Origin of the sequence: Flavobacterium aquatile LMG 4008 = ATCC 11947 (assembly GCF_000757385.1) — a bacterium.
Taxonomy (GTDB): domain Bacteria; phylum Bacteroidota; class Bacteroidia; order Flavobacteriales; family Flavobacteriaceae; genus Flavobacterium; species Flavobacterium aquatile.
Genome location: NZ_JRHH01000005.1, coordinates 34,580 through 60,211, shown reverse-complemented (window position 1 = coordinate 60,211; position 25,632 = coordinate 34,580). Strand labels below are relative to the sequence as shown.

Annotated in this window: 22 protein-coding genes; 4 read left to right on the top strand and 18 right to left on the bottom strand. The window is 32.4% G+C overall.

What is annotated here, in order from left to right:
• Positions 1-3 precede the first annotated feature (3 nt).
• From LG45_RS12160 to LG45_RS12150, 3 genes are all read right to left on the bottom strand, one after another.
• On the bottom strand, positions 4-849 hold the full coding sequence (locus LG45_RS12160; protein WP_035127560.1) for a hypothetical protein: 846 nt from the start codon (positions 847-849) through the stop codon (positions 4-6).
• 20 nt (positions 850-869) lie between these two features.
• Complete coding sequence (gene kdsA, locus LG45_RS12155; protein ID WP_035127559.1) at positions 870-1,688, bottom strand: 3-deoxy-8-phosphooctulonate synthase; 819 nt, start codon at positions 1,686-1,688, stop codon at positions 870-872.
• 95 nt (positions 1,689-1,783) lie between these two features.
• Positions 1,784-2,248 (bottom strand): hypothetical protein, encoded by a 465-nt coding sequence (locus tag LG45_RS12150; RefSeq protein ID WP_035127558.1) that lies wholly within the window; start codon positions 2,246-2,248, stop codon positions 1,784-1,786.
• A gap of 100 nt (positions 2,249-2,348) precedes the next feature.
• Between LG45_RS12150 and LG45_RS12145 the strand changes: the two genes are divergently transcribed.
• The 3 genes from LG45_RS12145 to LG45_RS12135 are packed head-to-tail and all read left to right on the top strand — an operon-like array spanning position 2,349 to position 3,816.
• The gene (locus LG45_RS12145; RefSeq protein WP_035127557.1) at positions 2,349-2,909 is read left to right on the top strand and encodes a YeeE/YedE family protein; all 561 of its coding nucleotides are present in this window, start codon (positions 2,349-2,351) and stop codon (positions 2,907-2,909) included.
• Positions 2,910-2,918: 9 nt separating this feature from the next.
• Positions 2,919-3,332 carry a DUF6691 family protein gene (locus LG45_RS12140; RefSeq protein ID WP_035127556.1) on the top strand — a complete coding sequence of 138 codons (414 nt, stop codon included), beginning with the start codon at positions 2,919-2,921 and terminating at the stop codon, positions 3,330-3,332.
• A 49-nt stretch (positions 3,333-3,381) separates the two neighbouring features.
• The gene (locus tag LG45_RS12135) at positions 3,382-3,816 is read left to right on the top strand and encodes a lipocalin-like domain-containing protein (RefSeq protein ID WP_035127555.1); all 435 of its coding nucleotides are present in this window, start codon (positions 3,382-3,384) and stop codon (positions 3,814-3,816) included.
• A 44-nt stretch (positions 3,817-3,860) separates the two neighbouring features.
• Here the strand turns inward: LG45_RS12135 and LG45_RS12130 are convergent, their stop codons facing one another.
• The 8 genes from LG45_RS12130 to LG45_RS12095 all read right to left on the bottom strand — a co-directional run bounded on the left by LG45_RS12130 (position 3,861) and on the right by LG45_RS12095 (position 14,708).
• Complete coding sequence (locus tag LG45_RS12130) at positions 3,861-4,136, bottom strand: ATP-dependent Clp protease adaptor ClpS (protein ID WP_035127554.1); 276 nt, start codon at positions 4,134-4,136, stop codon at positions 3,861-3,863.
• Positions 4,137-4,174: 38 nt separating this feature from the next.
• The gene (gene prmA, locus LG45_RS12125; protein WP_035127553.1) at positions 4,175-5,014 is read right to left on the bottom strand and encodes a 50S ribosomal protein L11 methyltransferase; all 840 of its coding nucleotides are present in this window, start codon (positions 5,012-5,014) and stop codon (positions 4,175-4,177) included.
• Positions 5,015-5,206: 192 nt separating this feature from the next.
• Positions 5,207-6,571, bottom strand: coding sequence for an oxygen-independent coproporphyrinogen III oxidase (hemN, locus tag LG45_RS12120; protein ID WP_035127552.1), 1,365 nt, complete (start codon positions 6,569-6,571; stop codon positions 5,207-5,209).
• A gap of 99 nt (positions 6,572-6,670) precedes the next feature.
• Positions 6,671-8,815 carry a DUF349 domain-containing protein gene (locus LG45_RS12115; protein WP_081932079.1) on the bottom strand — a complete coding sequence of 715 codons (2,145 nt, stop codon included), beginning with the start codon at positions 8,813-8,815 and terminating at the stop codon, positions 6,671-6,673.
• Positions 8,816-9,078: 263 nt separating this feature from the next.
• Positions 9,079-9,822: a shikimate dehydrogenase family protein gene (locus LG45_RS12110; RefSeq protein WP_035127551.1), complete on the bottom strand. Its 744-nt coding sequence runs from the start codon at positions 9,820-9,822 to the stop codon at positions 9,079-9,081.
• Between the two features lie 100 nt (positions 9,823-9,922).
• On the bottom strand, positions 9,923-11,317 hold the full coding sequence (locus tag LG45_RS12105) for a tetratricopeptide repeat protein (RefSeq protein ID WP_035127550.1): 1,395 nt from the start codon (positions 11,315-11,317) through the stop codon (positions 9,923-9,925).
• A gap of 516 nt (positions 11,318-11,833) precedes the next feature.
• Positions 11,834-12,964: an aspartate aminotransferase family protein gene (locus LG45_RS12100; protein WP_052087614.1), complete on the bottom strand. Its 1,131-nt coding sequence runs from the start codon at positions 12,962-12,964 to the stop codon at positions 11,834-11,836.
• An 85-nt stretch (positions 12,965-13,049) separates the two neighbouring features.
• Complete coding sequence (locus LG45_RS12095; protein ID WP_035127548.1) at positions 13,050-14,708, bottom strand: OstA-like protein; 1,659 nt, start codon at positions 14,706-14,708, stop codon at positions 13,050-13,052.
• Between the two features lie 130 nt (positions 14,709-14,838).
• Here LG45_RS12095 and LG45_RS12090 point away from each other — a divergent pair, with 130 nt between their 5' ends.
• Entirely contained in the window at positions 14,839-16,707 is a 1,869-nt protein-coding gene (locus tag LG45_RS12090) for an alpha-amylase family glycosyl hydrolase (protein ID WP_035128392.1), read from the top strand.
• A 6-nt stretch (positions 16,708-16,713) separates the two neighbouring features.
• Here LG45_RS12090 and LG45_RS12085 read toward each other — a convergent pair whose 3' ends face one another.
• The 7 genes from LG45_RS12085 to LG45_RS12055 all read right to left on the bottom strand — a co-directional run bounded on the left by LG45_RS12085 (position 16,714) and on the right by LG45_RS12055 (position 25,527).
• A complete protein-coding gene (locus LG45_RS12085) occupies positions 16,714-17,010 on the bottom strand; it encodes a hypothetical protein (RefSeq protein WP_035127547.1) in 297 nt (98 codons plus the stop codon).
• A 59-nt stretch (positions 17,011-17,069) separates the two neighbouring features.
• Positions 17,070-18,341: an adenylosuccinate synthase gene (locus LG45_RS12080; protein ID WP_035127546.1), complete on the bottom strand. Its 1,272-nt coding sequence runs from the start codon at positions 18,339-18,341 to the stop codon at positions 17,070-17,072.
• Between the two features lie 44 nt (positions 18,342-18,385).
• Positions 18,386-18,850: a Fur family transcriptional regulator gene (locus LG45_RS12075; RefSeq protein ID WP_035127545.1), complete on the bottom strand. Its 465-nt coding sequence runs from the start codon at positions 18,848-18,850 to the stop codon at positions 18,386-18,388.
• Positions 18,851-18,954: 104 nt separating this feature from the next.
• A complete protein-coding gene (locus LG45_RS12070) occupies positions 18,955-21,174 on the bottom strand; it encodes a RelA/SpoT family protein (RefSeq protein ID WP_035127544.1) in 2,220 nt (739 codons plus the stop codon).
• Between the two features lie 111 nt (positions 21,175-21,285).
• The gene (locus LG45_RS12065) at positions 21,286-22,830 is read right to left on the bottom strand and encodes a serine hydrolase (RefSeq protein WP_035127543.1); all 1,545 of its coding nucleotides are present in this window, start codon (positions 22,828-22,830) and stop codon (positions 21,286-21,288) included.
• Between the two features lie 29 nt (positions 22,831-22,859).
• Complete coding sequence (locus LG45_RS12060) at positions 22,860-23,648, bottom strand: TrmH family RNA methyltransferase (protein ID WP_035127542.1); 789 nt, start codon at positions 23,646-23,648, stop codon at positions 22,860-22,862.
• 73 nt (positions 23,649-23,721) lie between these two features.
• Positions 23,722-25,527 (bottom strand): T9SS type B sorting domain-containing protein, encoded by a 1,806-nt coding sequence (locus tag LG45_RS12055; protein WP_052087582.1) that lies wholly within the window; start codon positions 25,525-25,527, stop codon positions 23,722-23,724.
• Positions 25,528-25,632 lie beyond the last annotated feature (105 nt).

Here is a 25,632-nt window from a genome sequence, read left to right as displayed (position 1 = left end):
TAATTATAATTTAAAAATTCCTCCCAAAACTATAATTTTCTGTAAAAAGAAAAACTTTTGTTCAGCCCTATCGCTTGAATTTTCGGTGGTTCGAATGTCATTCAAGTTTATGTAGCCACCTTTTAATTCGGTTTGAATAAAAAAGTGTTTGAAAAAGGTAAAATTTAATCCAACTTTAGCAGAAACTCCATATCCAGAAACATGAAAATCATCGTGTCTGTTATTTCCTAATAATTTTGCATTTGTTTTTGGATAAAGTAACCCAATTCCAGCTCCTTCAGTCAGATTTATTTGAAATTTATCGGTATTTGTGATTCTAAATAATTTTGAAATATCATCAACTCTTGCGAATTCTGTATTAACATAATTTAACCCATCTGTATGTTCAAATGTTAAGAAATCCTCTGTTAACAACACTTGTCCATTGGGAAGTGATTCTCCGTACGTTCCTGGATTTGGATAAAAACCATTAATATCAACAGCTCTATTTTGAGCCATAACATATTTCATATGGTCTACACCAATTGAAATATTGTAATGGTCGTTTATAAAATATCCAATTCTTAAATTGGTTTGTGGAATTGTCATTCTTGCAGGATTTACATAATCTACATGCCATCCTTTAGGTTTATCATAAGCCGTTACATTTTGAAGTGTAAAATCATAACCTTCTCCATAAAATCTAATATCCGATTTGGTGAAAGTTTCTCTATTTCCACCCCAATAAACAAAGAATTTACCTTTATTGTGTGCTGTATATTTTTCTGGTGCTGTAGTATCTTGTGCTAATGAAATTTGTGTTATTAGAATTGTTGCTATAACAATTCTTAAATTATATTTTAATAACATTTATTTAAAGTTGTAAAAAATTAAAATTGATTTATTGTTTTTCTGATTGCGACAAGTTTGGTCATCAAACCTTCAAAATAGTCTAAATGAAGCATATTGGCGCCATCACTTTTTGCATTTGCAGGGTCAAAATGTGTTTCAATAAAAAGTCCGTCAACACCAACTGCTATTCCAGCTTTGGCAATAGTTTCAATCATGTCAGGCCTTCCTCCAGTAACACCAGCGGTTTGATTTGGTTGTTGTAATGAATGAGTAACGTCTAAAACTGTTGTTGCATAATTTTGCATTGTAGGAATACCTCTAAAGTCTACAATCATGTCTTGATATCCAAACATTGTACCTCTATCGGTTACCATTACATTCTCGTTTTGGCAGTCCAAAACTTTTTGAACGGCGTGTTTCATACTTTCTGGACTCATAAATTGTCCTTTCTTAAGATTTACTGTTTTTCCAGTATTTGCAGCAGCAACAACCAAGTCGGTTTGTCTCACTAAAAAGGCAGGAATTTGAAGGATATCTACATATTCTGCAGCCATAGCGGCATCTTCATTGGTATGAATATCGGTAACAGTTGGAACATGAAATGTCTCTGAAACTTTTCTTAATATTTTCAATGCTTTTTCGTCTCCAATTCCAGAAAAGCTATCAATTCTTGAACGATTCGCTTTTTTAAATGAGCCTTTAAAAACGTAAGGAATTTGAAGTTTATCGGTTATTGATACCAATCTTTCTGCAATTCTCATAGCCATTTCTTCACCTTCAATTGCACATGGACCAGCAAGAATGAAGAAGTTTCCACTATCAATATTCTTTATTTGTGGGATATTATTTAATTTCATTTGTAAATTTTTTAGTGGTGCAAAGATAAAAATAAAAACCTTCTAATTGTTGAATTAGAAGGTCTTAAATTTGTTGAAAAATATTTTTTTATGTCTTAATTAACAATAGCTTGCTTTTTTAATTCAAATCCATTCGGACACATAATTTTTCCTTTTTCATAAATATTAAGGTACAGTTTTACTTTTTTATTGTTGTCTAATGTTATTTCGTAAACATCCAATGTTCCAGCTCCGATTTTAGTTCTTTTTGATGGAAACGGACAACAAGTTTCTATCTTTTCATATTTTACACTATTTCCATTTTTATCAGTTAAGGCATTAAAAAAATAAGCCACATTTTTAGGTGCAATCTTTTCATTATCAAAACCCAAATTTATTGGATAATCTTGGTTGTATCCATATTTTGCATCATTACTATATTCTGTAATGACGAATTGCTTGTCTTTAATGGCTGGTTTTTTAGCTGTATTATCTACATTTTTTAAGGTCGATTTTATACTTCCGCAAGAAGCTAAAACTAATAAAAGTAATAGGATAACGGCTGATTTTGGTGTTTTCATTTTGATGATTAAAATAATAAATCGTGTTTTTTATTCAAATATGTTAAATAATTATCAAATATCAAACCACTATCTATATTTTTGTAAAAAAATAATTGAAATGGATTTTTTATCTCAAACATGGCATTGGTCAATTTCTGGATTTCTAATTGGAGTTGTAATGTTAAGCTTAATTTATTTTGGAAAAGTTTTCGGAATGTCTTCCAACCTGAGAAGTTTGTGCTCTATGACAGGAATTGGAAAACGATTTTCTTTTTTTGATTGGGATTGGAAAGCGCAACGATGGAATTTAGTAGTAGTTTTTGGTGCGATGATTGGTGGATTCGTAGCTACAAATTATATGCACGATGATTCTAATGTTGCCCTAAACCCAGTTACAATTAAAAAACTGGAAAAATTAGGAATTGATGCACCAAATTCGAAATCACTTCCCGATGCACTATTCAGTGCTGATGTGGTTTTTAATTCTCCCAAAATTATAGCTCTTCTAATCATTGGGGGAATATTGATAGGATTTGGTTCTCGATATGCTGGAGGATGTACTTCTGGTCATGCAATTTCGGGTTTGAGTAATTTCCAAATTCAATCGTTGAAAGCGGTTATTGGATTTTTTATTGGCGGTTTAATAGTTGCGCATTTTGTGCTTCCCATAATCTTTTAAATTGAAATCATGAATTTATTAAAATATTTATTTGTTGGATTTGTTTTCGGAATTGTACTTACCAAATCGGAAGCAGTTTCTTGGTATCGAATTTATGAAATGTTTCAGTTTGATTCATTTCATATGTATGGAATTATAATGACTGCAATTGCAACCGGAGTTATTGGAATTCAAATCATAAAAAGAAATAAACTTAAAGATATAAAAGGTTTACCAATTGAAATTCAAGAAAAAGAAAAAGGCACTTTTCGCTATTGGATTGGTGGTTTGTTTTTTGGACTAGGCTGGGCTTTAGTTGGTGCATGTCCTGGACCAATCTTTATCTTGTTGGGTTCTGGATTTATAAGTGTGATTTTTATATTCTTTGGAGCTTTACTCGGTACTTTTATTTATGGTGTCGTAAAAGATAATTTGCCTCATTAATTAGTAGTCTTTTTTGTATATAATTGGTTCAGAATAAATTATAAAAATTATGAAAAACCGTATTCTTCTATTTCTTTCAGTTTTGGTTTTAGGATTGAATTTAACTTCGTGTGGAGACGATGATGGACCATCAACATCTGGTGAAATTGTTGGAAAATGGGAATTGTATAAAATGGGTAGTTTAATTGATGGTGATGAAGAATTATATTTACATCAACATGTGACAGGTTGTACAAAAGATTATATTGAGTTTAAATCAGACGGAACTTTAGAGAGGAAAAGGTATGGGGTTGTTTGTCAAGAAGTTGAAAGTAACTCAGGAATTTATGTTAAAACTGGTAATAATATTCAAACTACTTTTGGTGGTTCAACACCAACTTCAGGGAAAATTAAAGAATTATCTGATTCAACTCTAAAAGTTTATTTTAATTATGAATTAGAAGGTATTAAATATACTTCAATAACAGTACTTAAAAAAGCCTAATTAAAATTTATCAATAAAAAAATCCCGATTAACTCGGGATTTTTTTATTGTATTTCTGCACTTAGTCCAGCATCTAAAAGTGCGGAGCAATACGGTGTGAGTTCTTCAATACTTCCGTTTTTTACAGAACATTTTCCTTTATAATGTACTAAAATGGCACATTGTTCTGCTTGCAGTGCATCGTGTTTGCAAACTCTAATAAGTGTTTCTATAACGTGATCAAAAGTATTTACATCATCATTGTACAGAATTATCTCGTTGTTAATTCCTACTTGCTCGTCGACTAAAACTTCTTCTTGAACTTTTTCTATTGTACTCATTTATAATTCTTTATTCTAATTTCTTTGATGGTGCAAAATTAATTATTTTTTACATACTTCAAGGAAACCCAATTGTTTCTTTCGAATTTTTTAACATAAGTCAAACCTTTTTCGGTACACGATGCATCAATAAACGGAATGTCTTCGGTGTAAAAACCGCTAAATAATATGGTTCCGTTCGGATTTAAACAATCAACATACGCTTGCATATCGTTCAGCAATATATTTCGGTTGATGTTGGCAATTATTAAATCGTATTTTTTATCAACTAGGAGAGAAGCATCACCTTCATAAACAGTAATTTCTTTACAATTATTACGTTCGGCATTTTCTATAGAATTTAAGTAACACCAATTATCGATATCAATAGCATCGATTGGTTTAGCACCTTTCATTTCTGCTAGAATGGCTAAAATGGCTGTTCCGCAACCCATGTCTAATGTTTTCATTCCTTCGACATTGGTTTTTAATAAATGCTGAATCATCATGTGAGTAGTTTCGTGATGACCTGTTCCAAAACTCATTTTTGGTTCGATTATGATGTCAAATTCGGCATCTGTTTTTGGATGAAATGGTGCACGTACATGGCATTTTCCGTCAACGTCTATAGCTTCAAAATTCTTTTCCCATTCTTCGTTCCAGTTTACTTGATCTATTTCTTCAATGGTGTAAGAAATGGTAAATTCTGGTGATGTTAAGACGTAAATATCTTCTAGAACATCTTCTGTCCAAAGGTCTTTTTGGATGAAAGCACTGAATCCGGTTTCGGTTTCTATGAAGCTTTCAAATGGTTTTTCGCCCAATTCAGCAATTAGTATTTCTGAACCTAGTTCTTTTGGTTCTACAGTAAAATGATATCCTAAATAAATATTTGACATGAAGTATTTTTTTGCAAAGATAGAAATGTAGTGTTGTATTTAATACAAATTTCTTTTTGAAAATTGATTTTATTCAAATGGATTACTATCTAGCCCTGATTGTAGAGAAAATCTCGTCTTTTTTGACGAGATTGAAACGGAAAGCAGGAAAATGGATTACCAGAATTACTACTGATTCGCTCCTGAAAAAAATTAAATTGTCATTGAAAACAATTCTGTTTGTGGCAGATTTCGTTTTAGTCGCAAGTCGAATGCCATGCAGATGTTTCTCACAAATGGTTTTCCTTTTTCAGTAACTTCTATCGATTGGCTTGTAATTTTCACTAAACCATCGTTTTCCATTTCATGAAGTTGGTTGATTATTTCGGGTAATTCTGTGAAAAAGTCCTTATCTTTTTTCCAAGAGGTTTCAAATTGGCACATCAAATTTAGGATGTGTTTTCTGATAATTAAATCTTCATTTGTTAAAATATGACCGCGAAAAACTGGTAATTCGTTGTTTTCTAGTCTTTTGTAATAGTCTTCAATGGTCTTTTCATTTTGAGCAAAACTGTACCAGCTATCGCTAATAGATGAAACTCCAAGACCAATCATCAACTGAGTTTTGGAAGATGTGTAGCCCATAAAATTGCGGTGCAACTCTTTGTTTTTGTATGATTTATACATGCTATCGGTTTCTAAAGCAAAATGATCCATTCCAATTTCATGATAATTATTCTGCGATAATCGATTTTTTCCAGCTTCATAAAGTTGACGTTTTTCATCATCTTTGGGTAAATCTTGGCCTTTGTAACCACGTTGTCCGTTGCCTTTTATCCAAGGAACGTGTGCGTAACTGTAAAATGCAAGGCGATCGGGTTGAAGCGATTTGGTTTTATCAATTGTATCAAGAACATCATCTAATGTTTGAAATGGCAATCCAAAAATCAAGTCGTGACCGATAGATTTGTATCCAATTTCTCTAGCCCAAAAGGTGACTTTTGCCACATTATGAAAAGGTTGAATTCTGTGAATTGCTGTTTGAACTTTAAGCGAATAATCTTGAACGCCAAAACTCACTCGACGAAATCCTAAATCATAAAGTGTTTGTAAATGGCGTCTTGTGGTATTATTTGGGTGACCTTCAAAACTGAATTCGTGTTCTTTGGCTTTGATGGATCGTGTGAAAATTCCGTTTATTAAGGTTTCTAGATTTTCTGGTGCGAAGAAAGTTGGTGTTCCGCCGCCAAGATGGATTTCTTTGATTATAGGTTTTGTTGATAATAAATCGCAATACAAATTCCATTCTTTTAAAACGGCTAAAATATACGGATTTTCTACCTCGTGATTTTTCGTAATTCGTTTGTTGCAACCACAAAAGGTACACATGCTTTCGCAAAAAGGCAAATGAATATATAAACTTATGCCTTCAGTAGCATTAGATTCGTTGAATGATTTTATAAAAGTATTTTTCCATTGGTCTAACGAAAATAAATCTTCTTCCCAGTAAGGAACGGTTGGATAACTTGTGTATCTCGGACCAGGAACATTGTATTTTTGAATTAAGGAAACTGACATAATGGATTACTTTTAAGTTCCAAAAGTAAACTTAGAAGGATTAAAAAAAAATGATATTTGTCATAAAAAAAAGCTCACCGATTAAAGTGAGCTTTTGTTTTATTTATTCAAATTTCTAATTTGTTTCAACTTATCTTTCCATGAAACTAAATCTTCTTTATGTCGTTCAATTGTTTTTCTAACTTCGGTTACAATTGAATTTTCTTTCTTAGCATTTTTAGTATTTTGGAAGAACTGAATGTTGTTTTCTAATTGGAAAATTTCGTTTTGTACTTCATCAATTTTTCTCATGATAAAGATTTTTTCGTTGTCTAATTTTCTACTGTCTTCAGAACCAGAAATATTGTCTAAACGATTTGCAAAACGCAATTGCTCGCTTTCTTTTTTGCTTGAGCTTAATTTTTCGAACAAAGCATCTAGAATTTTATTGAATTTTCCTTCAACATGTCTTCTGTTAAAAGGAACTCTTCCAATAGCTTTCCATGCTTCAATGTGTGCTTTTATGGCATCCAAATCGGTTTTGTGATCACCAACTAATTCAAATGAACGCAACGCTTCCAAATATTCTTTTTTCTTTTCAAAAGCGGCAACTTCTTCTGCATTTTCTTCTTTTTTGCTGTCTTTTAAACGCTCAAAATAATGGTTACAAGCTGCTTTAAATTCGTTCCAAAGTTTATCAGAAAATTTTCTTGGCACATGTCCAACAAGTTTCCAATCTTCTTGAATTTGCTTCATTAAAGGAGTTGTAGCGGCAAAATCTTCGCTTTCTTTCAACTCATTTGCTTTATCAACAAGCGCTTGTTTCTTACTTAAATTATCGTTTTGATCTTTTTTAATGTCTTTGTAGAACGAGTTTTTCAAAACATTAAAATCACGAACTGCATTTTTAAATTTTGCCCAAGTTGCTTCATTCACTTCACCAGGAACTTTTCCTGTTGCAAAGAATTGATTTCTCAACGCTTCCACTTTTACAATTTGGTTCAACCAAGCTTGGTGCGAATCTACTTTTTCTTGTGCTAAAACTTCTAGTTGTGCAATGATTTCGTTTTTCTTTTCAAGATTTTCGGTTTCTTTTGCTTTAAAACTTTCGTAAAAAGTTTCGCGTTTGTCGTGCATTTGTTTGGTCAACTCACTGAATTGCTTCCATAATTCTTCGCGGTGTTCTCTTGAAACCGGACCAATATCTTCTTTCCAAATGCGGTGTAAATCTTGCAATTCACGGAATGATTTGTTGATATCAGTTTCGTCAATTAATTCACCTACACGAGCTATAATTTTGTTTTTTAATTCTAAATTATGTTTGAATTCTTGATCACGCGCATCTCTATCCAAGTGCAAGAAATCGTAAAAATTCTCAATATGAAAATGATAATTATTCCAAACGTGGTTGTATTTATCTTTCGGAATCGGGCCAGCATTGTTCCAACGATCTCTAATGTCGTTAAGCTGTTTTAAAGAATTGGCAATATTTCCCGTCGAATTGTTTACTAAGTTTTTCAACTCTTCTACAATCGCCATTCTGTTTTCTAAATTCGCTTTTAAGTTATTTTGAAGCGATTTAAAATGTACATTTTTTTTATCTCTATATTGATTGTATAACGAATCAAATTTTGTTTTTAACGGAAAACTATAATGAAAATCCTCTGTAGTATCTGGATTTTCTGCATGAAATTCATCTTTCTTCTCATCCATAAAATGATGAAATTTAGATAAAAATGCTTTTTTAACTTCTTCAACATGCTCACGAACAGACATTACTTGATCAGTTGCAACTAGTGTTTCCAACTCTTCAACCAATTTTTCCATCGGTAAAGCTTCATAATCCTGCAACGGAATATCGTGTCTACCTTTAACCGTTTCGTCTTCGCTTTCTTCAGCATTAGCATTTGCAATTGCGTTCATTGCAAAATCATTTTCATCTTCCAAAACCATTGTGTCATCAGCAACTTGCTCGTCTGTTAATTCAATAACATTTTCAGCAATTACATTAGATGTATTTTCAATTGTTGGAACATCTTTCGGTGTCTCTGTAATTTGTTCGCCTACAAGTTCTTCCACTTCTAGAACCGTTTCTTGTTCAGCTTCAGCAACTAACGGTGCTTCGACTTCTGTATCAGGAACCAATTCAGTTACAGCTTCAACTTCTTGATTTTCAGTCTGAATTGCTTCTTGAGATGCATTGTTTACGTTTCCATCTGTCTCGTTTTCGTTAACTGACAGGTTATCATTCTTTTCTTCTAACATTTTAAAATGTGTAAGGTTATACAATATTTTTCCTTTTCGGAGCGCGAAAGATACTAAAGTAGCATCAAAATTCAAAGAAAATCAATGGTTTCTGTTCGTTTTATTTTAAGGAGCGAATGGCTTGGGAATTTTTTGCAATCCATTTTCCCGCTTTCCGTTGCAATAAAAAATGTCCCGAAACAATCGGGACATTTTTTATTTTCACTTTAATCGGGGCTAGTTTGTAATTGTATTGAATAGAAGTCAGAGTCAACAAAACTTTTCTATTTATTCCAGATTTTCCAAGCTTTTTCCGCCTGAAAAACTAACATTTCATAACCGTTTTTTGTAACAGCGCCTTTTTTCTTAGCTTTCTTTAAAAACTGCGTTTCTTCGGGATTGTAAATTAAATCAAAAGCAATATGTTTATCTGTAAAAAACTGATAAGGAATAGGAGGAAACTCCTTAACATTCGGACTTGTACCAAGTGGTGTGCAATTAATTATTATCTGAAAATTATCAAAAGTTGTAACGTTAATTCGATCATAATCAATGGCATTTTCCGTTGCTTCTCTCGATACGAATGTGTAGAAAATTCCAAGTTGGTCAAGTGCAAAGGCAACGGCTTTTGAAGCGCCACCAGTTCCTAATATCAAAGCACGTTTATGATGTGGCTGTAAAAGTGGTTCTAACGATTGTTTAAATCCATACCAATCGGAATTATAGCCTTTTAAGTTTCCTTTTTTAGTAAATCGTATTACGTTGACCGCTCCAATTTTAAATGCTTTATCCGACATGGTATCTAAGAACGGAATAATCGCTTCTTTATAAGGAATGGTTACATTCAAACCTTTTAAATCGGGATTGTTTTTTAAAATTTCTGGAAAATCATTAATAGATTCGATGTCAAAATTTTCGTAGGTAAAATCATCAAATAAATCGGACGAAAATTTTTCTGTAAAGTATTTTTTTGAAAAAGAGTAGGAAATATTTTTACCTATTAATCCGAATTTTTTATGATCTTCCAATTTTTGTTTTCATTTTAAAACCATTAAGAAATTAAGTTGATTAAGTTTTAATCTTAATGTTCTTAATTTCTTAATGGTTTAAATTTATAAATAGTAAATTTTATTTTTTGTGTTTTTTTATAAAAGTTTGCACTTTTTTTAATGACCATATCGTTGGAAATAATTCTTCTAACATCGTATGATTATTAAAATTCAATCGTAAACCATTACTTAAATGGAACGTTGCTTTTTCTTCTTCATTCAACATAAAATACAATCCGGCTAAACGATATTCTATTTCATATTCTTCTGGAAAACTTTCAGATGCTTGTAAAAGTGTCATTACTGCATTATCATATTCTCCTAAAAAATGTAAAATATCTACCCAAAATAACCAAGTATCTAATTGATAATCGCCAAATTCTACTGCTTTTCTATAACCAAGTTCGGCTTCTTCATAGAAATTCATTGCTTTATTTATGGTAGCATAACGTTTCCAATAAGCACGATTTTGATCATCAATTGCCAAAGCTTTGTTTACATAATACAATGCCTTTTGGAAATTTTTCTGACGCACATAAAAATCAGTAATAGCAATCCAACCTTTATCCAAAAGCGGATCTTCATGAACTGTTTTATTGAAATATTTTAATGCTTCGGCTTTGTTACCCAATTTTTCGTGACATTTCCCAATTCGCAATAATGCATACGATGTTGGATCGTCAAGGTCAATAGTTCTTTGGTAATTTTCTATAGCTTCTTCGTAACGCTTTAATCTTTCAAGAGCTTTTCCGTTTTCCATGAAAGCGCCAAGAAATTCATCGTCTATGTAGGTAGCATATTCAAAAGCGCGAACTGCGTTTTCATATTCTTTCAAACCATAATGTAATCTACCTTGCTGATGCCAAGCGATTTCACTGTACGGATTTTTATCAATGTATTTTTTAAGATACTCAATTGCTTCTGCATTTTGATCTAAAAATTCGAAACAATACACCACATTATAAAGTCCAGATTGATCTACAATATCTTCTTCAAGACATTTCATAAAGTTCTCTTTGGCTTTTTCTAAATTGTCCATAAAAAGGTATTCCATACCAATTAAGTTATAGACATCGGCGAAATCTTCGGTATATTTTAGGGCTTCTTGAAGTAGTTCAACCGCTTTTTCATGGTTGTCGCGCTTCGAATAAATATTGGCTTTCTGGATAAAAATTTCTTCGTTAGTTGGCTCAATGGCATACAACTCGTTAAGCAATTTTTCGGCTAATTCGAGTTTGTCATCATAGACCAACATTTCAACCTGAACTAGTTTAAGTCCAGTAGATTTTGGGTGTTGTTCCAGTCCAAGTTTTAAAGCTTTTTTGGCCAAACTTGCTTTACCCATATCAAGATAATGAAGAATGATTTCTTCAAATTCTTCTGAATCAAAAAAGAAAACTTTATTGGTTTTCAACATCGATTCAAATTTTGATAAGGATAAATTGTAGTCTTCTTCGTCGTGATCCAAATGCATAGCTTATTTATTTAAAATTATCCTTAATAAAAGTAGGTAACAATTGCTTTAATGTTGGAGAATTTGGTAATTGTTTTGAACAATTTAATTAACACAAATTAAGTTTCGGGTTTCAGGTTTCAAGTTTCGGGTTTTTGCTTAATTAAGTAAAATATTTATCCTTGTGAACAACCATAACAAACTAAATTATAAAATTTGTATCCTAAATATATGAATGTTATAAAGTATGCAATTATAATGATTATTTCAGAAGATTTTACTTTTTTATATAATCTAACTATTAATCTGATAAAAATTATTAATGCAATCAAATTAAAAAGAATACTAAAAAAGTCACTTCCTCCAGTATGACTATTTACCGACTTTTGCGCATAAGGTACTAGTAGATATTCTGTTGCAATAAATATTATAATTAATGAAAATATTGAAATAAAATATTTGAGTTTTACATTCACAATTTTTATGCTTTACGTTTAAAATTTAAAAAGTATCAATAAAACTCGCAACTCGTAACTTTTAACCCGCAACTATCTCATCCATCACTTCCAAAATAATCCTGCAACCTTCTCTAATTTCTTCTTCGGAAATTGTTAATGGTGGCGTTATTCGGATGGCTTTTCCCTCAAACAATAACCAAAATAATATTAATCCTTTGTCTTGACATTTTAGAATAACTTGATTTGTTATTTCTTCATCTGATGTCATTGCTGCAAGCATCAATCCTTTTCCTCTAATTTCTTGTATCAAAGGATGTACCAAAAGTGATCTAAAGAGTTTTTCTTTCTCTAATGATTGCGAAGTGTAGTCTTTTTCTATAATTTCTTGCAAAGTTGCTAAACATGCTGCCGCAATGACAGGATGACCACCAAAAGTTGTTATGTGTCCCAATTTTGGATCGTGACTCAATAAATCCATGTATTTTTCGTTGGCAATAAATCCGCCAACAGGCATTCCGCCAGCCATTCCTTTTCCGATAATTACCACATCTGGAACGACATTGTAATTTTCAAATCCGAATAATTTTCCTGTTCTACCAAAGCCAGGTTGAATTTCGTCAATAATCATTAAAGCTCCAACTTCTTCGCAACGCTTTTTTACTTTGGCTAAAAAGTCGTTTTCGGGTTGGATAAAACCTGCGCCACCTTGAATGCTTTCTATAATTATTCCGGCTGTTTTGGTAGTTATTTTTTGAATATCTTCTTCATTATTGAAGGTAATAAAATCAACATCGGGAATCAATGGTCTAAATACTTGCTTGCGTTCTTCAAATCCCATCACACTCATTGAACCCATCGTATTTCCGTGATAGGCATTGTGACACGAAATTAATTGGCTTCTTCCAGTAACACGTCGAACGAGTTTTAATGCGCCTTCACAAGCTTCTGTTCCTGAATTTACTAAATAAACTTTATTCAATTCTTTGGGTAAATTCTCAACTAATAATTTGCAATATTGTACCGCCGGACTTTGAGAATATTCACCGTAAACCATCACATGTGAATATTTGTCCAATTGGTCTTTTATGGCTTGATTTACTCTTTGATTTTGGTGTCCGAGCGAGCAAGCCGAAACTCCAGCAACAAAATCGAGATATTTTTTATTGTTAGTGTCGTAAATATAAGAACCAATGGCATACGACACTTCCATTCCTAGAGGATAAGGTGAAGTTTGTGCTTGGTATTTTAGAAAATCGTTCAATTTGGTATTCGTTTATTTGATGATAAAAATCAGTCTATTTTTTCGCAGATTTCTTACTTGTCGAAACTTTTTTAGCAGCTGGTTTTTTATCGTATTCTAGTGTTTCTTTTCTTGGTTCCATTGGAAGTTCGTCGTCTTTTAATTCTGCTTTTACATCGGCAGCTGCTTTTACATCATATTCATTTTCTTCTGGTGGAAAAATATCTTCTTTTGTTTTTATTCGTTCATCACCACGCCATACAAAACCTCGGAGTTTCCGGGTGTTTTCGGGTAATTCGGCTTCGGGATAAATTTCTCCATCAACATTATTGAAAAACGTTATGGTTTCGATTGTTTTTCCGTCAAGAATCATATTAATTTTACTACTCGTATTTTTGTTAATTCCAATCAATTCTTGTTCGTCATTTCGCAAATAATAAATGACCTCGGTATTTTTTTCAATATCCACTTCATAGAGTTTGTTGTCCTTAAATTTCCCATAGAGATTGAGTCCTTTTACCTGATTGTAGCCAGTTCCAATCGTGTCTTTGGATATTATGAAAGCGTTGTTGAGCACTTTTAAAGAATCCAATTTTTCAGTTTGATTATTTCCAATTAAATGCATGACATCGCCAGTTAGTTGGTTGTCAAAATTCCATAAAATAGGTCTTCCAATAAGTTGTGTCAATCCGCGTTTTTGATCAGAATGAAGCGAATCACATTTTCCGCTCATATCGGTTTTAAAGAAACGTACGTTGTTGTAGCCGCGAATAACTCTTTCGCCTTGTTTACCAGTTACGACTAATCTTTTTCCGTGAATAAACATAGAATCTTGTTCCATTAAAGTTCGAACAGATGCTCTTTTGGTTATGAAAAGTGAGTCTTTGTTACGGTAAACTTCTCCATAATGTCCTTTGATTATGGCTTTATTTATCGAATCTGTGATTTTTACATTTCGCGTTGCCGATGCAAATTCTTGATTTCTATCATAATACAAACTGTCTCCTTTTATTAATCGATCGTTGTATTTTATATAAGAGTTTTTTACAAAATGCGCCTTATTTTTCTTGGTATCATAAAATCCTTTTTCGGTATAAATAAAATTCTCTTTTCCAGTAATTGTTGATGGTCCAAAAAGATAGGAGTGACCCGAATTGGTGTAATAATCTAAATGATTCGATTTGATAACATACTCTGGATTGGTAATGGTAACAGCAGTAAGAAACTGATATTTTTTTTGTGTTACATAATAGCGACCTGATTTACTTTTTAAGGTGTTTTCTTTATTGACAATGGTTCCGTTAGAATTGTAGTAGGCTTCCTGTTTTACCCTATCAAAATTTATTGTATCGGTTACCAATGACATTTCTGGCGAACGCATTACCACATTTCCTGTAGCGAATGCTTGTTTTACATTTCCATTGTATTCGGCATATTTTCCGTTTAAAAATAGGGTGTCACCTTGAACCATTTGCACATCACCAAAGGCTTTGATGTAATTTTCGTTTTTATAATAGTAAGCTTTATTACAAGTTAAAACCACACCATCATGAACAGCACGAACATTTCCTGTCAATAAAAATGCACCCGGAAGTTCAATTTCATTCAAATCAGAAAAATCGGAATTCTCGATTACAATTGTACTTGGTTTTTGTGCGAAAGCATTTGAAAAACTCAGTAAAAGCAATCCAACAAAGAAGATGTATTTTTTCAAGGGTTGTATTTTTAAGCAAATTTATAAAAATAGAGCCAACTCAAATGTTTATTAAGATTTTTTTATTACATGTTATAAATGTGCATCAAATTTTTATATTTGTTGAATGGGTTACTTAAACAACTTCAAAATGAAAAGAGCTGTAGTATTTGGAATGATAACACTATCGTTATCGGCATGTTCTCAAATTAAAAATACCAATCAAATATCAAAAAATAAAAAAGTTACCGTTGTGGAAAAGAAGAAAGTGGTTTATCAAGTTTTTACGAGATTATTTGGAAATCAGAATACTACCAACAAACCTTGGGGAACAATTGAGGGAAATGGCGTTGGAAAATTCAATGATTTTACTGATAAAGCATTAACCGAAATTAAAAATTTAGGAGTTACACATATTTGGTACACAGGAGTTCCACATCATGCTTTAGTAAATGATTATACTTCTATTGGAATTTCAAATGATGATCCAGAAGTAGTGAAAGGTCGTGCTGGTTCGCCTTATGCGGTGAAAGATTATTATAATGTAAATCCAGATTTGGCTGTTAATCCTGCAAAACGATTAGAAGAATTTGAAGCATTAATTGCAAGAACTCACAAAAACGGTTTGAAATTACTTATTGACATTGTACCCAATCATATTGCTAGAAAATATGAAGGTAAAAATAATCCAAAAGGCGTTCGTGATTTTGGTGCCGATGACAATACTTCTGTTGAATATGCTCGTGATAATAATTTTTATTATATTCCGGGACAAGCTTTTCAAGTTCCAACATCTGCTAATTACAAACCTTTAAATGGAGAAAAAAATCCATTAATTGATGGCAAATTTGATGAAAATCCTGCAAAATGGACCGGAAATGGCTCGCGTTTGGCAAAGCCTGATTTTAATGATTGGTATGAAACTATAAAAGTAAATTATGGCGTTCGACCTGATGGTTCTAAAGATTTTCCTGAATTGCCTACTGGATTCGATACAAAATCTTATAAAGAACATTTTGAATTTTGGAAGGATAAAAGTGTTCCAAGTTCTTGGGTGAAATTCAGAGATATTGCTTTGTATTGGACTGCAAAAGGTATTGATGGTTTTAGATATGATATGGCAGAAATGGTTCCGTATGAATTTTGGAGTTATATGAATTCGGCAATTAAGATGAAAAATCCAAATGCTTTTTTGTTGGCAGAAGTCTATAATCCGAACGAATATAGAAATTACATCCACTTAGGAAAAATGGATTATTTGTATGATAAAGTGGCGACTTATGATTATTTGAAAGACGTAATTCAAGGAAAGAAATTGCCCGATGGACTTTCGGATATTCAAAAAAGTATGGCTGATATCGAGCATCACATGTTGCACTTTTTAGACAATCACGATGAGCAGCGATTAGCTAGTCCTGAATTTGCCGGAACGCCAGAAAAAGGAAAGCCGCTTATGGTCGTTTCTACAACGTTAAGTTCATCACCAACAATGATTTATTTTGGACAAGAAGTTGGCGAAGCTGGAAATGAAAATGGCGGATTTGGAACTCGCTCTAGAACTTCAATATTCGATTATGTTGGAGTTCCAAATCATCAACGTTGGATGAATGGCGGAAAATTTGATGGCGGACAATTATCGGAATCAGAAAAAAATCTTCGTGATTTCTACAAACGATTATTGAATTTTTCGCTTAAAAGTGATGCTTTGATGGGTGAATTTCAAGAAATACAATCGGTAAATAGAGCTGAAACAGAAGGTTATGATTCTGGAATTTATTCTTTTGTACGTTGGTCAGATAACGAAAAGTTGCTAGTTGTTGCTAATTTTTCTTGGGTAACCAAAAGTAATTTCGATTTAAAAATTCCTTCTGATGTTATTGCAAAATGGAATTTAAAAGATGGAAGCTATCCGTTGAAAGATCAATTATACGGAAGCAAAGCTACTTTAAAAGTTGAAAATGGAGTAGGAGTTGTGAAAGTTAGTATTGGAGTTAGTGAGAGTTTTGTGTTTAAAATTTAGTACTAATTATTTTATTTTAGTTGAAATAATTATGCTAGGTTTTACACCTGCAGTGTTTTTCTCTGGTTCAATTACTAGAATTTCCATTCGGGAAATATTTTTAGGATCAATCTTGTAATCGCCGTGATTTTCAATCAGTAAATCATTTATCATAACATTGACACTATCAGCTTTTTTTATAGATTCGTTTTTCTCTTTTACTTGTTCTATAAATTCTTTTAAAGTTATTTTTTGACTTTCTTGTGCGTAAATTGTATTACAAAGTAAAAGAAATAAGATTGTTGCAAAGGTCTTTTTTAGCATCGCATTTTTATTAAAAATCCCAAATTTCAGATGGAATTTGGGATTTTATATTTTGGAATTTATTTAAGTATTGTTTGCTTTCTATCTGGTCCAACAGAGACAATTTTTATTGGAACTTCAACTTCTTTTTCTATAAATTCGATGTATTCTTTTAGTTCTTTTGGTAAACTTTCATAAGTTGTTAATCCGGTTAAATCGGCTTTCCAGCCTTTAAATTCAGTGTAAACTGGCTGAACATTTTCTTCTTCTATATTATAAGGTAAATGTTGGATATTTTCTCCTTTATAGTTGTAAGAGGTACACACTTTTAATGTTTCAAATCCTGATAAAACATCGCCTTTCATCATCATTAACTGCGTTACTCCGTTTACTTGAATAGCATATTTTAATGCTACTAAATCCAACCAACCGCAACGTCTTTTTCTTCCTGTAACGCTTCCAAATTCGTTTCCAACGCTTGCCATCATATCGCCAGCAGCACCAAAATCTTCTGTAGGAAATGGTCCAGAACCAACACGAGTTGTGTAAGCTTTGAAAATTCCGAAGACTTCTTTAATTTTGTTTGGAGCAATTCCTAATCCAGTACAAGCTCCGGCAGCAGTAGTATTCGAAGAGGTTACAAATGGATAGGTTCCAAAATCAACATCCAATAATGATCCTTGTGCGCCTTCGCAAAGAATTGATTTTCCTGCTTTTTGTGCTTGGTTTAAGTATTCTTCGCTATCGATAAAATCTAATTTTTTTAAATCTTCAATAGCTTCAAAAAATTCTTTTTCTAATTCGGGTAAATTGTATTGGATGGCAACGTCGTAGAACTTGATCATTTCTTCGTGTTTGTTGGCCAAAGCGCGGTATTTTTCTTTAAAATCGGCTAGTTCAATATCACCAACACGAATTCCGTTTCTACCAGTTTTGTCCATATAAGTTGGTCCAATTCCTTTTAAAGTAGAACCAATTTTAGCTTTGCCTTTTGAAGCTTCAGAAGCTGCATCAAGCAGTCTATGAGTTGGTAAAATTAAGTGTGCTTTTCTTGAAATGATTAATTTCGATTTGATATCCAAATTGAATTTCGCTAAACCATCAACTTCAGTTTTGAAAACTACTGGATCAATTACAACGCCATTTCCAATTACGTTGATGTTGTTGTCGTGAAAAATTCCAGAAGGAATTGTTCTTAAAACGTGTTTTATTCCGTCAAATTCTAAGGTATGTCCAGCATTTGGTCCGCCTTGAAAACGAGCAATAATATCATATTTAGAAGTTAGAACGTCAACGATTTTTCCTTTTCCTTCGTCACCCCATTGTAATCCGAGTAGTAAATCTACAGTCATTGTTTTTGTATTGTGTGTTGTTTTTATTTTAAGTTTTTTAGCTTTTAATTTCCAGCTTCCGACTTTTTATTTGCATAAAAATATAAAGAGTGATTGGTAATTTCTACACCAAAAATGTCTTCAATAGTTTTTTTGATTGTTTGAATTCTTGGATCGCAAAATTCGATTACTTCACCAGTATCGGTCATGATGATATGATCGTGTTGTTTATCGAAATAGGACTTTTCGTAATGCGCTTGATTTTGTCCAAACTGATGTTTTCTAACCAAACCACAATCTAAAAGTAATTCTATGGTGTTGTACAAAGTGGCACGAGATACACGATAGTTCTTGTTCTTCATTTTGATGTACAAGTTTTCTATATCAAAATGCTCTTCGCTATTGTAAATTTCTTGCAAAATAGCATAGCGTTCAGGAGTTTTTCGATGTCCTTTGTTCTCAAGATAAGCTGTAAAAACATTCTTTACAGTTTCTTGATTTTTAGTATTATCGTTAGCAATTAGTGTCATATCTGGCAAAGATAAATTTTTTGTTTAAAAGTTTAAAAGTTTAACTGCTAAACTTCACATAAGTTATAAACGTGTTGTTAATAATAGGAAAATTCGTTATTATTTTAGTTCTTATTTTCTCTTGACACTTTATCAATTCCATCAATTTTTTTAATGTTGTCCATTAGTTTTTTAAGGATGGTATTGTTTTGAACTACAACAGTTACTTGTCCATTAAAAATTCCTGCTTCGCCACTCAAAGAGATACTCTGAATGTTTACGTGCATTTGGTTTGAAATTACTTTTGTTAACTCATTAGTTAATCCCAAAGTGTCCATTCCGGTGATTCTTAGAACTGCTCTAAATTCTTGTTGTGACGAGTCAACCCATTTGGCTTGCATAATTCTGTAAGCATAGTTAGATTGCATACTAATGGCATTTGGACAATCCTTTTTGTGTACTTTTATTCCTTCGTTTATCGTTACAAAGCCAAAAACTTCGTCACCTGGAATTGGATTACAGCACGACGATAATTTATAATCTAATCGGTCTTGATCTACTCCAAAAACCAATAAATCGTAATTGTTAGTAATTTCTTGACGGTGAATTTCTTCAGAATTTGTACTTGGAGAACGTTTGATTTTATTCTTAAAGAAATTGATTAACGTATTGCTTTTTTGAGCCGCATAATCTTTCAACTGCTGGTTTTCAATAGAACCAATTCCGACGCGGTAAAACAAATCTAAGCTCGTTTTTAATTTGAAGAAATTTACTAATTCGTTAACCACATTTTCATTTAAAGTAATTTTTAAATGTTTTAATTTACGAGTTAATAATTCTTTTCCTTCCTCGGCAATTTTCTTGGTATTCTCGTTGAGAACGTTTCTGATTTTATTTTTGGCTCTTGAAGTGGTAACATAATCGAGCCAGTTTATAGTTGGTTTTTGATTTATAGAAGTTATAATTTCTATTTGATCACCACTTTTTAATTCGTAATTCAATGGAACTAGTTTTCCGTTAACTCTTGTTCCTCTAGTTTTAATTCCAATTTCTGAGTGAATGCTAAAAGCAAAATCTAATGAAGTTGCTCCTTTTGGAAGTGATTTAATTTCACCTTTTGGAGTAAAAACAAAGATTTCTTTTGCGTACAAATTCATTTTGAAATCCTCTACAAAATCTACCGCATTAGTTTCGGAGTTTTCTAGTGCTTCTTTGAGCAAGTTCAACCAAACATCCAAACCATTTTCTTCGGTAACACCTTGTTTGTATTTGTAATGTGCTGCGTATCCTTTTTCTGCAATTTCATCCATACGTTCACTTCGAACTTGAATTTCAACCCATCGACCTTTTGGACCCATAACGGTAATATGAAGTGCTTCGTATCCGGTTGATTTTGGTGAAGAAATCCAATCGCGCAAACGACTTGGACTTGGACGATAATGATCGGTTACAATGGAATAGATTTTCCAAGCCAAGAATTTTTCGTCGTGTTGGTTGGATTTGTAAATAATTCGAAGTGCAAATTTGTCGTAAACTTCATCAAAACTTACATTTTGAGCCAGCATTTTTCGTCGAATGGAGTAAATCGATTTTGGTCGACCTTTTATCGTATAATCAACACTTTCATCGTTAAGTGATTTCTTTAAAACATCAGAAACTAATTTTATATATTCGTCTTGTTCTTCTTTTGTTTCCTTCATTTTGCTTACAATATCATTATAAACAGCTGGTTCTGTATATTTTAATCCTAAATCTTCTAATTTTGTTTTGATGTTGTACAATCCCAATCGATGGGCAAGTGGCGCATAAATGTATAACGTTTCTGATGCAATTTTTACTTGTTTGTAATCGGGCATTGAATCCATAGTTTGCATATTGTGCAATCTGTCGGCGATTTTTATCAGAATTACACGAACATCATCATTTAAAGTCAACAGCATTTTACGGAAATTTTCCGCTTGCATTGAGATGTTCATGTCTTTTTTAACTTGAGAGATTTTGGTTAAACCTTCTACAAGTTGCGCAATTTTTGGATTGAATTGTTTTTCAATATCTTCTACTGTAATTGGTGTATCTTCAACCACATCGTGAAGTAAAGCCGCGGCTATGCTCGTTGGTCCAAGTCCAATTTCTGAAGCAACAATTTTGGCAACACCGATAGGGTGAAAAATATAGGCTTCACCAGATTTACGTCGTTGGTCTTTGTGAGCATCAACTGCCACATCAAACGCTTTTCTAATAAGTTTTTTATCTTCAGGTGTAAGTGTTTGATAACTAATACGTAGTAATTCTTTGTACTCGCGAGCTAATGCTTTTTTTTCTTCTTCTAAATCGATCTCTATCATGGCCTAATCTTCAATTAGCTAAAAATAATAATAAGAATTGAATTGTGCAAATTGTATCCAACAAATTCTACATTTATTTTTAGCTTTTTCAGTAAGTTTAAAACACCATAATTAGTTAACTCTAGTAAAATCTAAATCTTGAAAATCATAGCTAAAATCGGTCATTGGAGAAATAGCATCCATTTTAAAATGAGTAATTGTTCCGTTGGTATCTACATCAAAATTGATAAGCGCATCGGCATGAAAACTTCTCACATTCCATTTTACAGCTAGGCTATTATTTTTGTAATAAAAAATTTCACCAACAAGTCTTTTGGAACGCGAAGAAGCAAAGTAAAGTTTTCCTTTTTTCTCGGATATTTTAACTTCTCCAAACCAATTATCTTTATAGGTTCCAATTAGTTTTGAAGCATTCTTTTTGATGTAATTTTGAGCTGCATTTTTTGACACAGTTTCCCAAACTTCAGCTGTTACTTTATCGGCATCGTCTTCTTGTTCTTTTCTTCCTTTAGACAAATATTCTAAATGATTAAAATAAGGTAATCCTAAATAGCTGTCTTTGATTGTGTTAGAAATTGTATTGAAAGCGGCGCCATTTTGTTGATTTGTTAAAACTATTATTCCAAGTTGAATTTCTGGAAACATAATAGTTTGCGTTACAATTCCGTCTAATCCGCCGGTATGAGAAACTTGTAAGTAACCATTGATATCGGTCAATTGCCATCCCAAGCCATAAGCTTTGAAATTACTTTTGTAAGGATAATTATTTCTGTTAGGTAAAATGGTTTGTGGCGTCCACATTTCTAAATGTTGCTTTTCGCTAAATAATCTCTGGTTTTCGCCGTACTTTCCTTTGTTTAATTGTGCAATAACCCATTTAGATAAGTCGTTTGTGCTTGCATAAATTCCGGCTGCTGCATCAAATATCGAATTTTTATATCTTGGAATAATTTCAAGTTTTCCATCTGTTGGAACATGTGGGGCAATCGTATTTGTACTGTCTTTTAGACGATTCCATGAAGCAGCGCTGTTGTTCATTTGCAATGGTTTCAAAATGCGTTCATCGACATAATCACACCAACTTTTTCCTGAAACTTTTTCTATTACTTCACCAGCAATTACATACAATAAATTGTCATAATCATATTGTGCTCTAAATCCGGAAACAGGTTTTAGGTACTGAATGTTTTTTACAATGTCTTTAGGAGTGAAATCATGACCGTCGGGCCAAATCATTAAATCTCCTGCTCCAAGACCTAATCCACTTCGATGCGTTAATAAATCACGAATGGTAAATTCATTGGTAACATAATCATTGTACATTTTAAAATCGGGAAGATATTTTACTACTTTATCATCCCAGTTTATCTTTTTTTCATCGACTAACATGGCTAGAGCTGACGCAGTAAAGGCCTTACTATTAGAAGCAATCCCAAAAAGTGTATTTCCATCAACTTTTTTCTGGGTTTTAATATTGGCAATTCCATAACCTTTGGAAACAACAATTTTTCCATCCTTTATAATGGCAACTGCAATTCCTGGGACGTTAAAAGTTTTTAATGTATTGTTAACTAATTCGTCAAGTTGTGGTTCTGTAATTTGAGCATTTATGCTAAAACTAGTTAGAAAAAGTGCTAAGAAAATTTTATAGTTCATTATTTTTAATTCTGAGATTATTTATTTGTTTAAAATCCGCGTTGTCTTTTGGCTTCAAATAATAAAATGGCAGAAGCTACTGAAACATTCATAGAATCGATTTCGCCTTGCATCGGAATAATCACGTTTTGTGTTGCGGCATCGCGCCAAGCTTGAGTTAAGCCAGTTGCTTCTGTGCCAACGACTAATGCAGTTGGAATAGTATAATCTTGTGTGTGGTAGAAGTTGGAGTTCTGTAATGTAGCACCAAATATAGCAATATTTTTTTCTTTCAGAAATTTAATGACATCTTCGGTTGAACCAGTAGCAATTTGATTGGTAAATAAACAACCTACACTTGAGCGAACAATGTTTGGGTTGTATAAATCGGTTTTTGGATTAGCTATAATTACGGCATCGATATTTGCAGCATCACACGTTCGAAGCATTGCACCAATATTTCCAGGTTTTTCAATGGATTCCATTACCAAAATCAATGGATTTTTAGGCAATTCTAAATCTTGTAATGCTAAGGATTTCGTTTTTGCAACGGCAATAATTCCTTCGGTTGTATCGCGATAGGCTAGTTTTTGATAGACTTCTTTATTGATTTCTATCAAATTAATTCCCAATTTTGATAGTTTAGTAAGTTGCTCTTCTGAAATTAATTCGGGTAAAAATAATACCGTTTCCAATTCGTAATTTCCTTTTATTGCAAGTTCGATTTCACGTTTTCCCTCAATTAAGAACGTACCCGATTGTTTTCGAGATTTCGCTTTTTCTTGCAGTTGAACTAACGATTTTATAAACGGATTTTGTGAAGAGGTTATTTGTTTCAATGGAAAAAAGCTTGATTTTAGGTTGCTAAATTACAGAGTTTTTTAGAAATGACCATCTTAAAATGGTTTATCGTTATTTTTCGAGGTATAAAAATCCGGTTAATGGTTGCGGATAATCGGGATCGTTTAAGAAAAGTAAGTAGTAATAAGTTCCTTTTGGAGAAAGATCATTGTCCAATCTAAATCCTTTCGTAGAAAATCCGTCCCAATCCTCAGTTTGATTGTTTCCTTGCCAAACTAATCTTCCCCAGCGGTTGTAGACTTCCAATTCAAAATTTATAAAAATATCACTTAATCCTTTTATGAAAAATGTTTCATTATAATTATCGTTATTTGCCGAAACATAATTATAAACTGTCGGCGGACAATTTCGTACCTCTAATAAAAAGGAAGTGATTGCAAAACAATTTTCGTTTTCAACTCGAATAAAAATTTCTTTTGGCGTTGCAATTGCATTGTAATTTGTTATGTTTAAAATTTCATTAACATCATTTTCTGCATCTTCATACGATTCGTAATAACCAATAAAAGCATCTGTTGAATTGGCTAAAACTAGTTCGTCATAATTTACAAAGTCAAATGTTCCGCTTGTCAGGCCTTGATTACAGCTAATTATTGGTTCTAAATCATTAAAATTAGGAGAAATATTAAACGTTATAATTTCTTGATCGGTATTGTTGTTTTCTAATAATTCGGTTACAATTCCTGTTCCAGTTCCGTCATCATCGACTACAAATAAAAGTGTAAAACCATCAGGAATATTTTCAGGAATTTCGATAGTAACTTGACTACTCCAACTACCATCAATAGGAATTGGCAAAGTAGTTTCTGTATATTGAATGAACTCACCGTTAGCATAAATTGCGATTGGTGTTCCTGGAGGAAGTTCATTGGTACTTAAAGTATTGTAAACTGTAAAATTGACTTCTATTAATCGCGAATTACATTCTTCAATAATTTCGTCAATACTAATAGTTGCATCTGGTAATTGGCTATTTAATTTGGTTACAACCGTATTAATCATTACAAAATCTTGACCCGAAGTAAGCTGAATAAGTGCCGACGTATCACCAATGGCGATATTATTTTCTATGTTATAAATATCCAAATCCATATTGTACAACGTCGTGCTTCCTGTTATACTATTTGTTCCGTTAAATGCATTATTTGCTGGGTTTAATGGCGGATTACTAATGATATTTCCATTTATAGTAAGCGTTTCAGTTACAGCAATATTTCGATCGCCTTCCCAAGCTACAAAACCAATTTTGGCATCGGCATTGTCAATAACATTGAGGCTACTCAAATTGATGGTAAGCGCATTTGGAACATTTTGCAAACCATCATAAACATTGAGCTGATTTAGTGGCAAAGCATTGTTTTGATAAACAATTACGATTGCCCAACCTGCAAAGTTAGTTCCGTTAATGCAATAATCATTTGGATTTAAAAAACTTGAAACATCTAAATTTGATAAAGTATAATTTCCTGAACCAGTTGTTGAAACTAACGAAGTTACATCTGCAAAAGCACTAAAAAATGGCATTCCAGAACTTGCCAAAGTAAGAGCAAAAGTTCTTTCTGCGACAATTGGTGTTCCATTTAAATTCACATTGAAATCACCTGTACCAGAGCCAGCCCAATACAAATAGGCACTTTGCACAACATCGCCAGGATTCATATTATAAGTTGCCGATGAGCTAGTTAAAATTACACATGGATCATTTGCTGTATTTTCGGCAACATTCATTGTGTTTCCTATAAAAGTAAAGTCGTAACGACCATTAAATTGATTGTATAATGCTACATTTTGTCCGTAAATTGAACAAATGGAGAGCAAAAAAATACTAAAGCAATAATAATGTAGTTTTAAATTCACTTTAAAATTTAAATATTAGAAGTTTAAAAATAGTCATTTATTTTTAATTATAACTATTTTTGAAATCGGTTTTGTTAATAAATAATTCCGTAATTTTCCAAAGTT

Coding starts and splice junctions, on each gene's coding strand:
- LG45_RS12160 (WP_035127560.1), bottom strand. CDS start 849: ATGTTATTAAAATATAATTTAAGAATTGTTATAGCAACAATTCTAATA.
- kdsA (WP_035127559.1), bottom strand. CDS start 1,688: ATGAAATTAAATAATATCCCACAAATAAAGAATATTGATAGTGGAAAC.
- LG45_RS12150 (WP_035127558.1), bottom strand. CDS start 2,248: ATGAAAACACCAAAATCAGCCGTTATCCTATTACTTTTATTAGTTTTA.
- LG45_RS12145 (WP_035127557.1), top strand. CDS start 2,349: ATGGATTTTTTATCTCAAACATGGCATTGGTCAATTTCTGGATTTCTA.
- LG45_RS12140 (WP_035127556.1), top strand. CDS start 2,919: ATGAATTTATTAAAATATTTATTTGTTGGATTTGTTTTCGGAATTGTA.
- LG45_RS12135 (WP_035127555.1), top strand. CDS start 3,382: ATGAAAAACCGTATTCTTCTATTTCTTTCAGTTTTGGTTTTAGGATTG.
- LG45_RS12130 (WP_035127554.1), bottom strand. CDS start 4,136: ATGAGTACAATAGAAAAAGTTCAAGAAGAAGTTTTAGTCGACGAGCAA.
- prmA (WP_035127553.1), bottom strand. CDS start 5,014: ATGTCAAATATTTATTTAGGATATCATTTTACTGTAGAACCAAAAGAA.
- hemN (WP_035127552.1), bottom strand. CDS start 6,571: ATGTCAGTTTCCTTAATTCAAAAATACAATGTTCCTGGTCCGAGATAC.
- LG45_RS12115 (WP_081932079.1), bottom strand. CDS start 8,815: ATGTTAGAAGAAAAGAATGATAACCTGTCAGTTAACGAAAACGAGACA.
- LG45_RS12105 (WP_035127550.1), bottom strand. CDS start 11,317: ATGCATTTGGATCACGACGAAGAAGACTACAATTTATCCTTATCAAAA.
- LG45_RS12100 (WP_052087614.1), bottom strand. CDS start 12,964: ATGGAAGTGTCGTATGCCATTGGTTCTTATATTTACGACACTAACAAT.
- LG45_RS12090 (WP_035128392.1), top strand. CDS start 14,839: ATGAAAAGAGCTGTAGTATTTGGAATGATAACACTATCGTTATCGGCA.
- LG45_RS12085 (WP_035127547.1), bottom strand. CDS start 17,010: ATGCTAAAAAAGACCTTTGCAACAATCTTATTTCTTTTACTTTGTAAT.
- LG45_RS12080 (WP_035127546.1), bottom strand. CDS start 18,341: ATGACTGTAGATTTACTACTCGGATTACAATGGGGTGACGAAGGAAAA.
- LG45_RS12075 (WP_035127545.1), bottom strand. CDS start 18,850: ATGACACTAATTGCTAACGATAATACTAAAAATCAAGAAACTGTAAAG.
- LG45_RS12070 (WP_035127544.1), bottom strand. CDS start 21,174: ATGATAGAGATCGATTTAGAAGAAGAAAAAAAAGCATTAGCTCGCGAG.
- LG45_RS12065 (WP_035127543.1), bottom strand. CDS start 22,830: ATGAACTATAAAATTTTCTTAGCACTTTTTCTAACTAGTTTTAGCATA.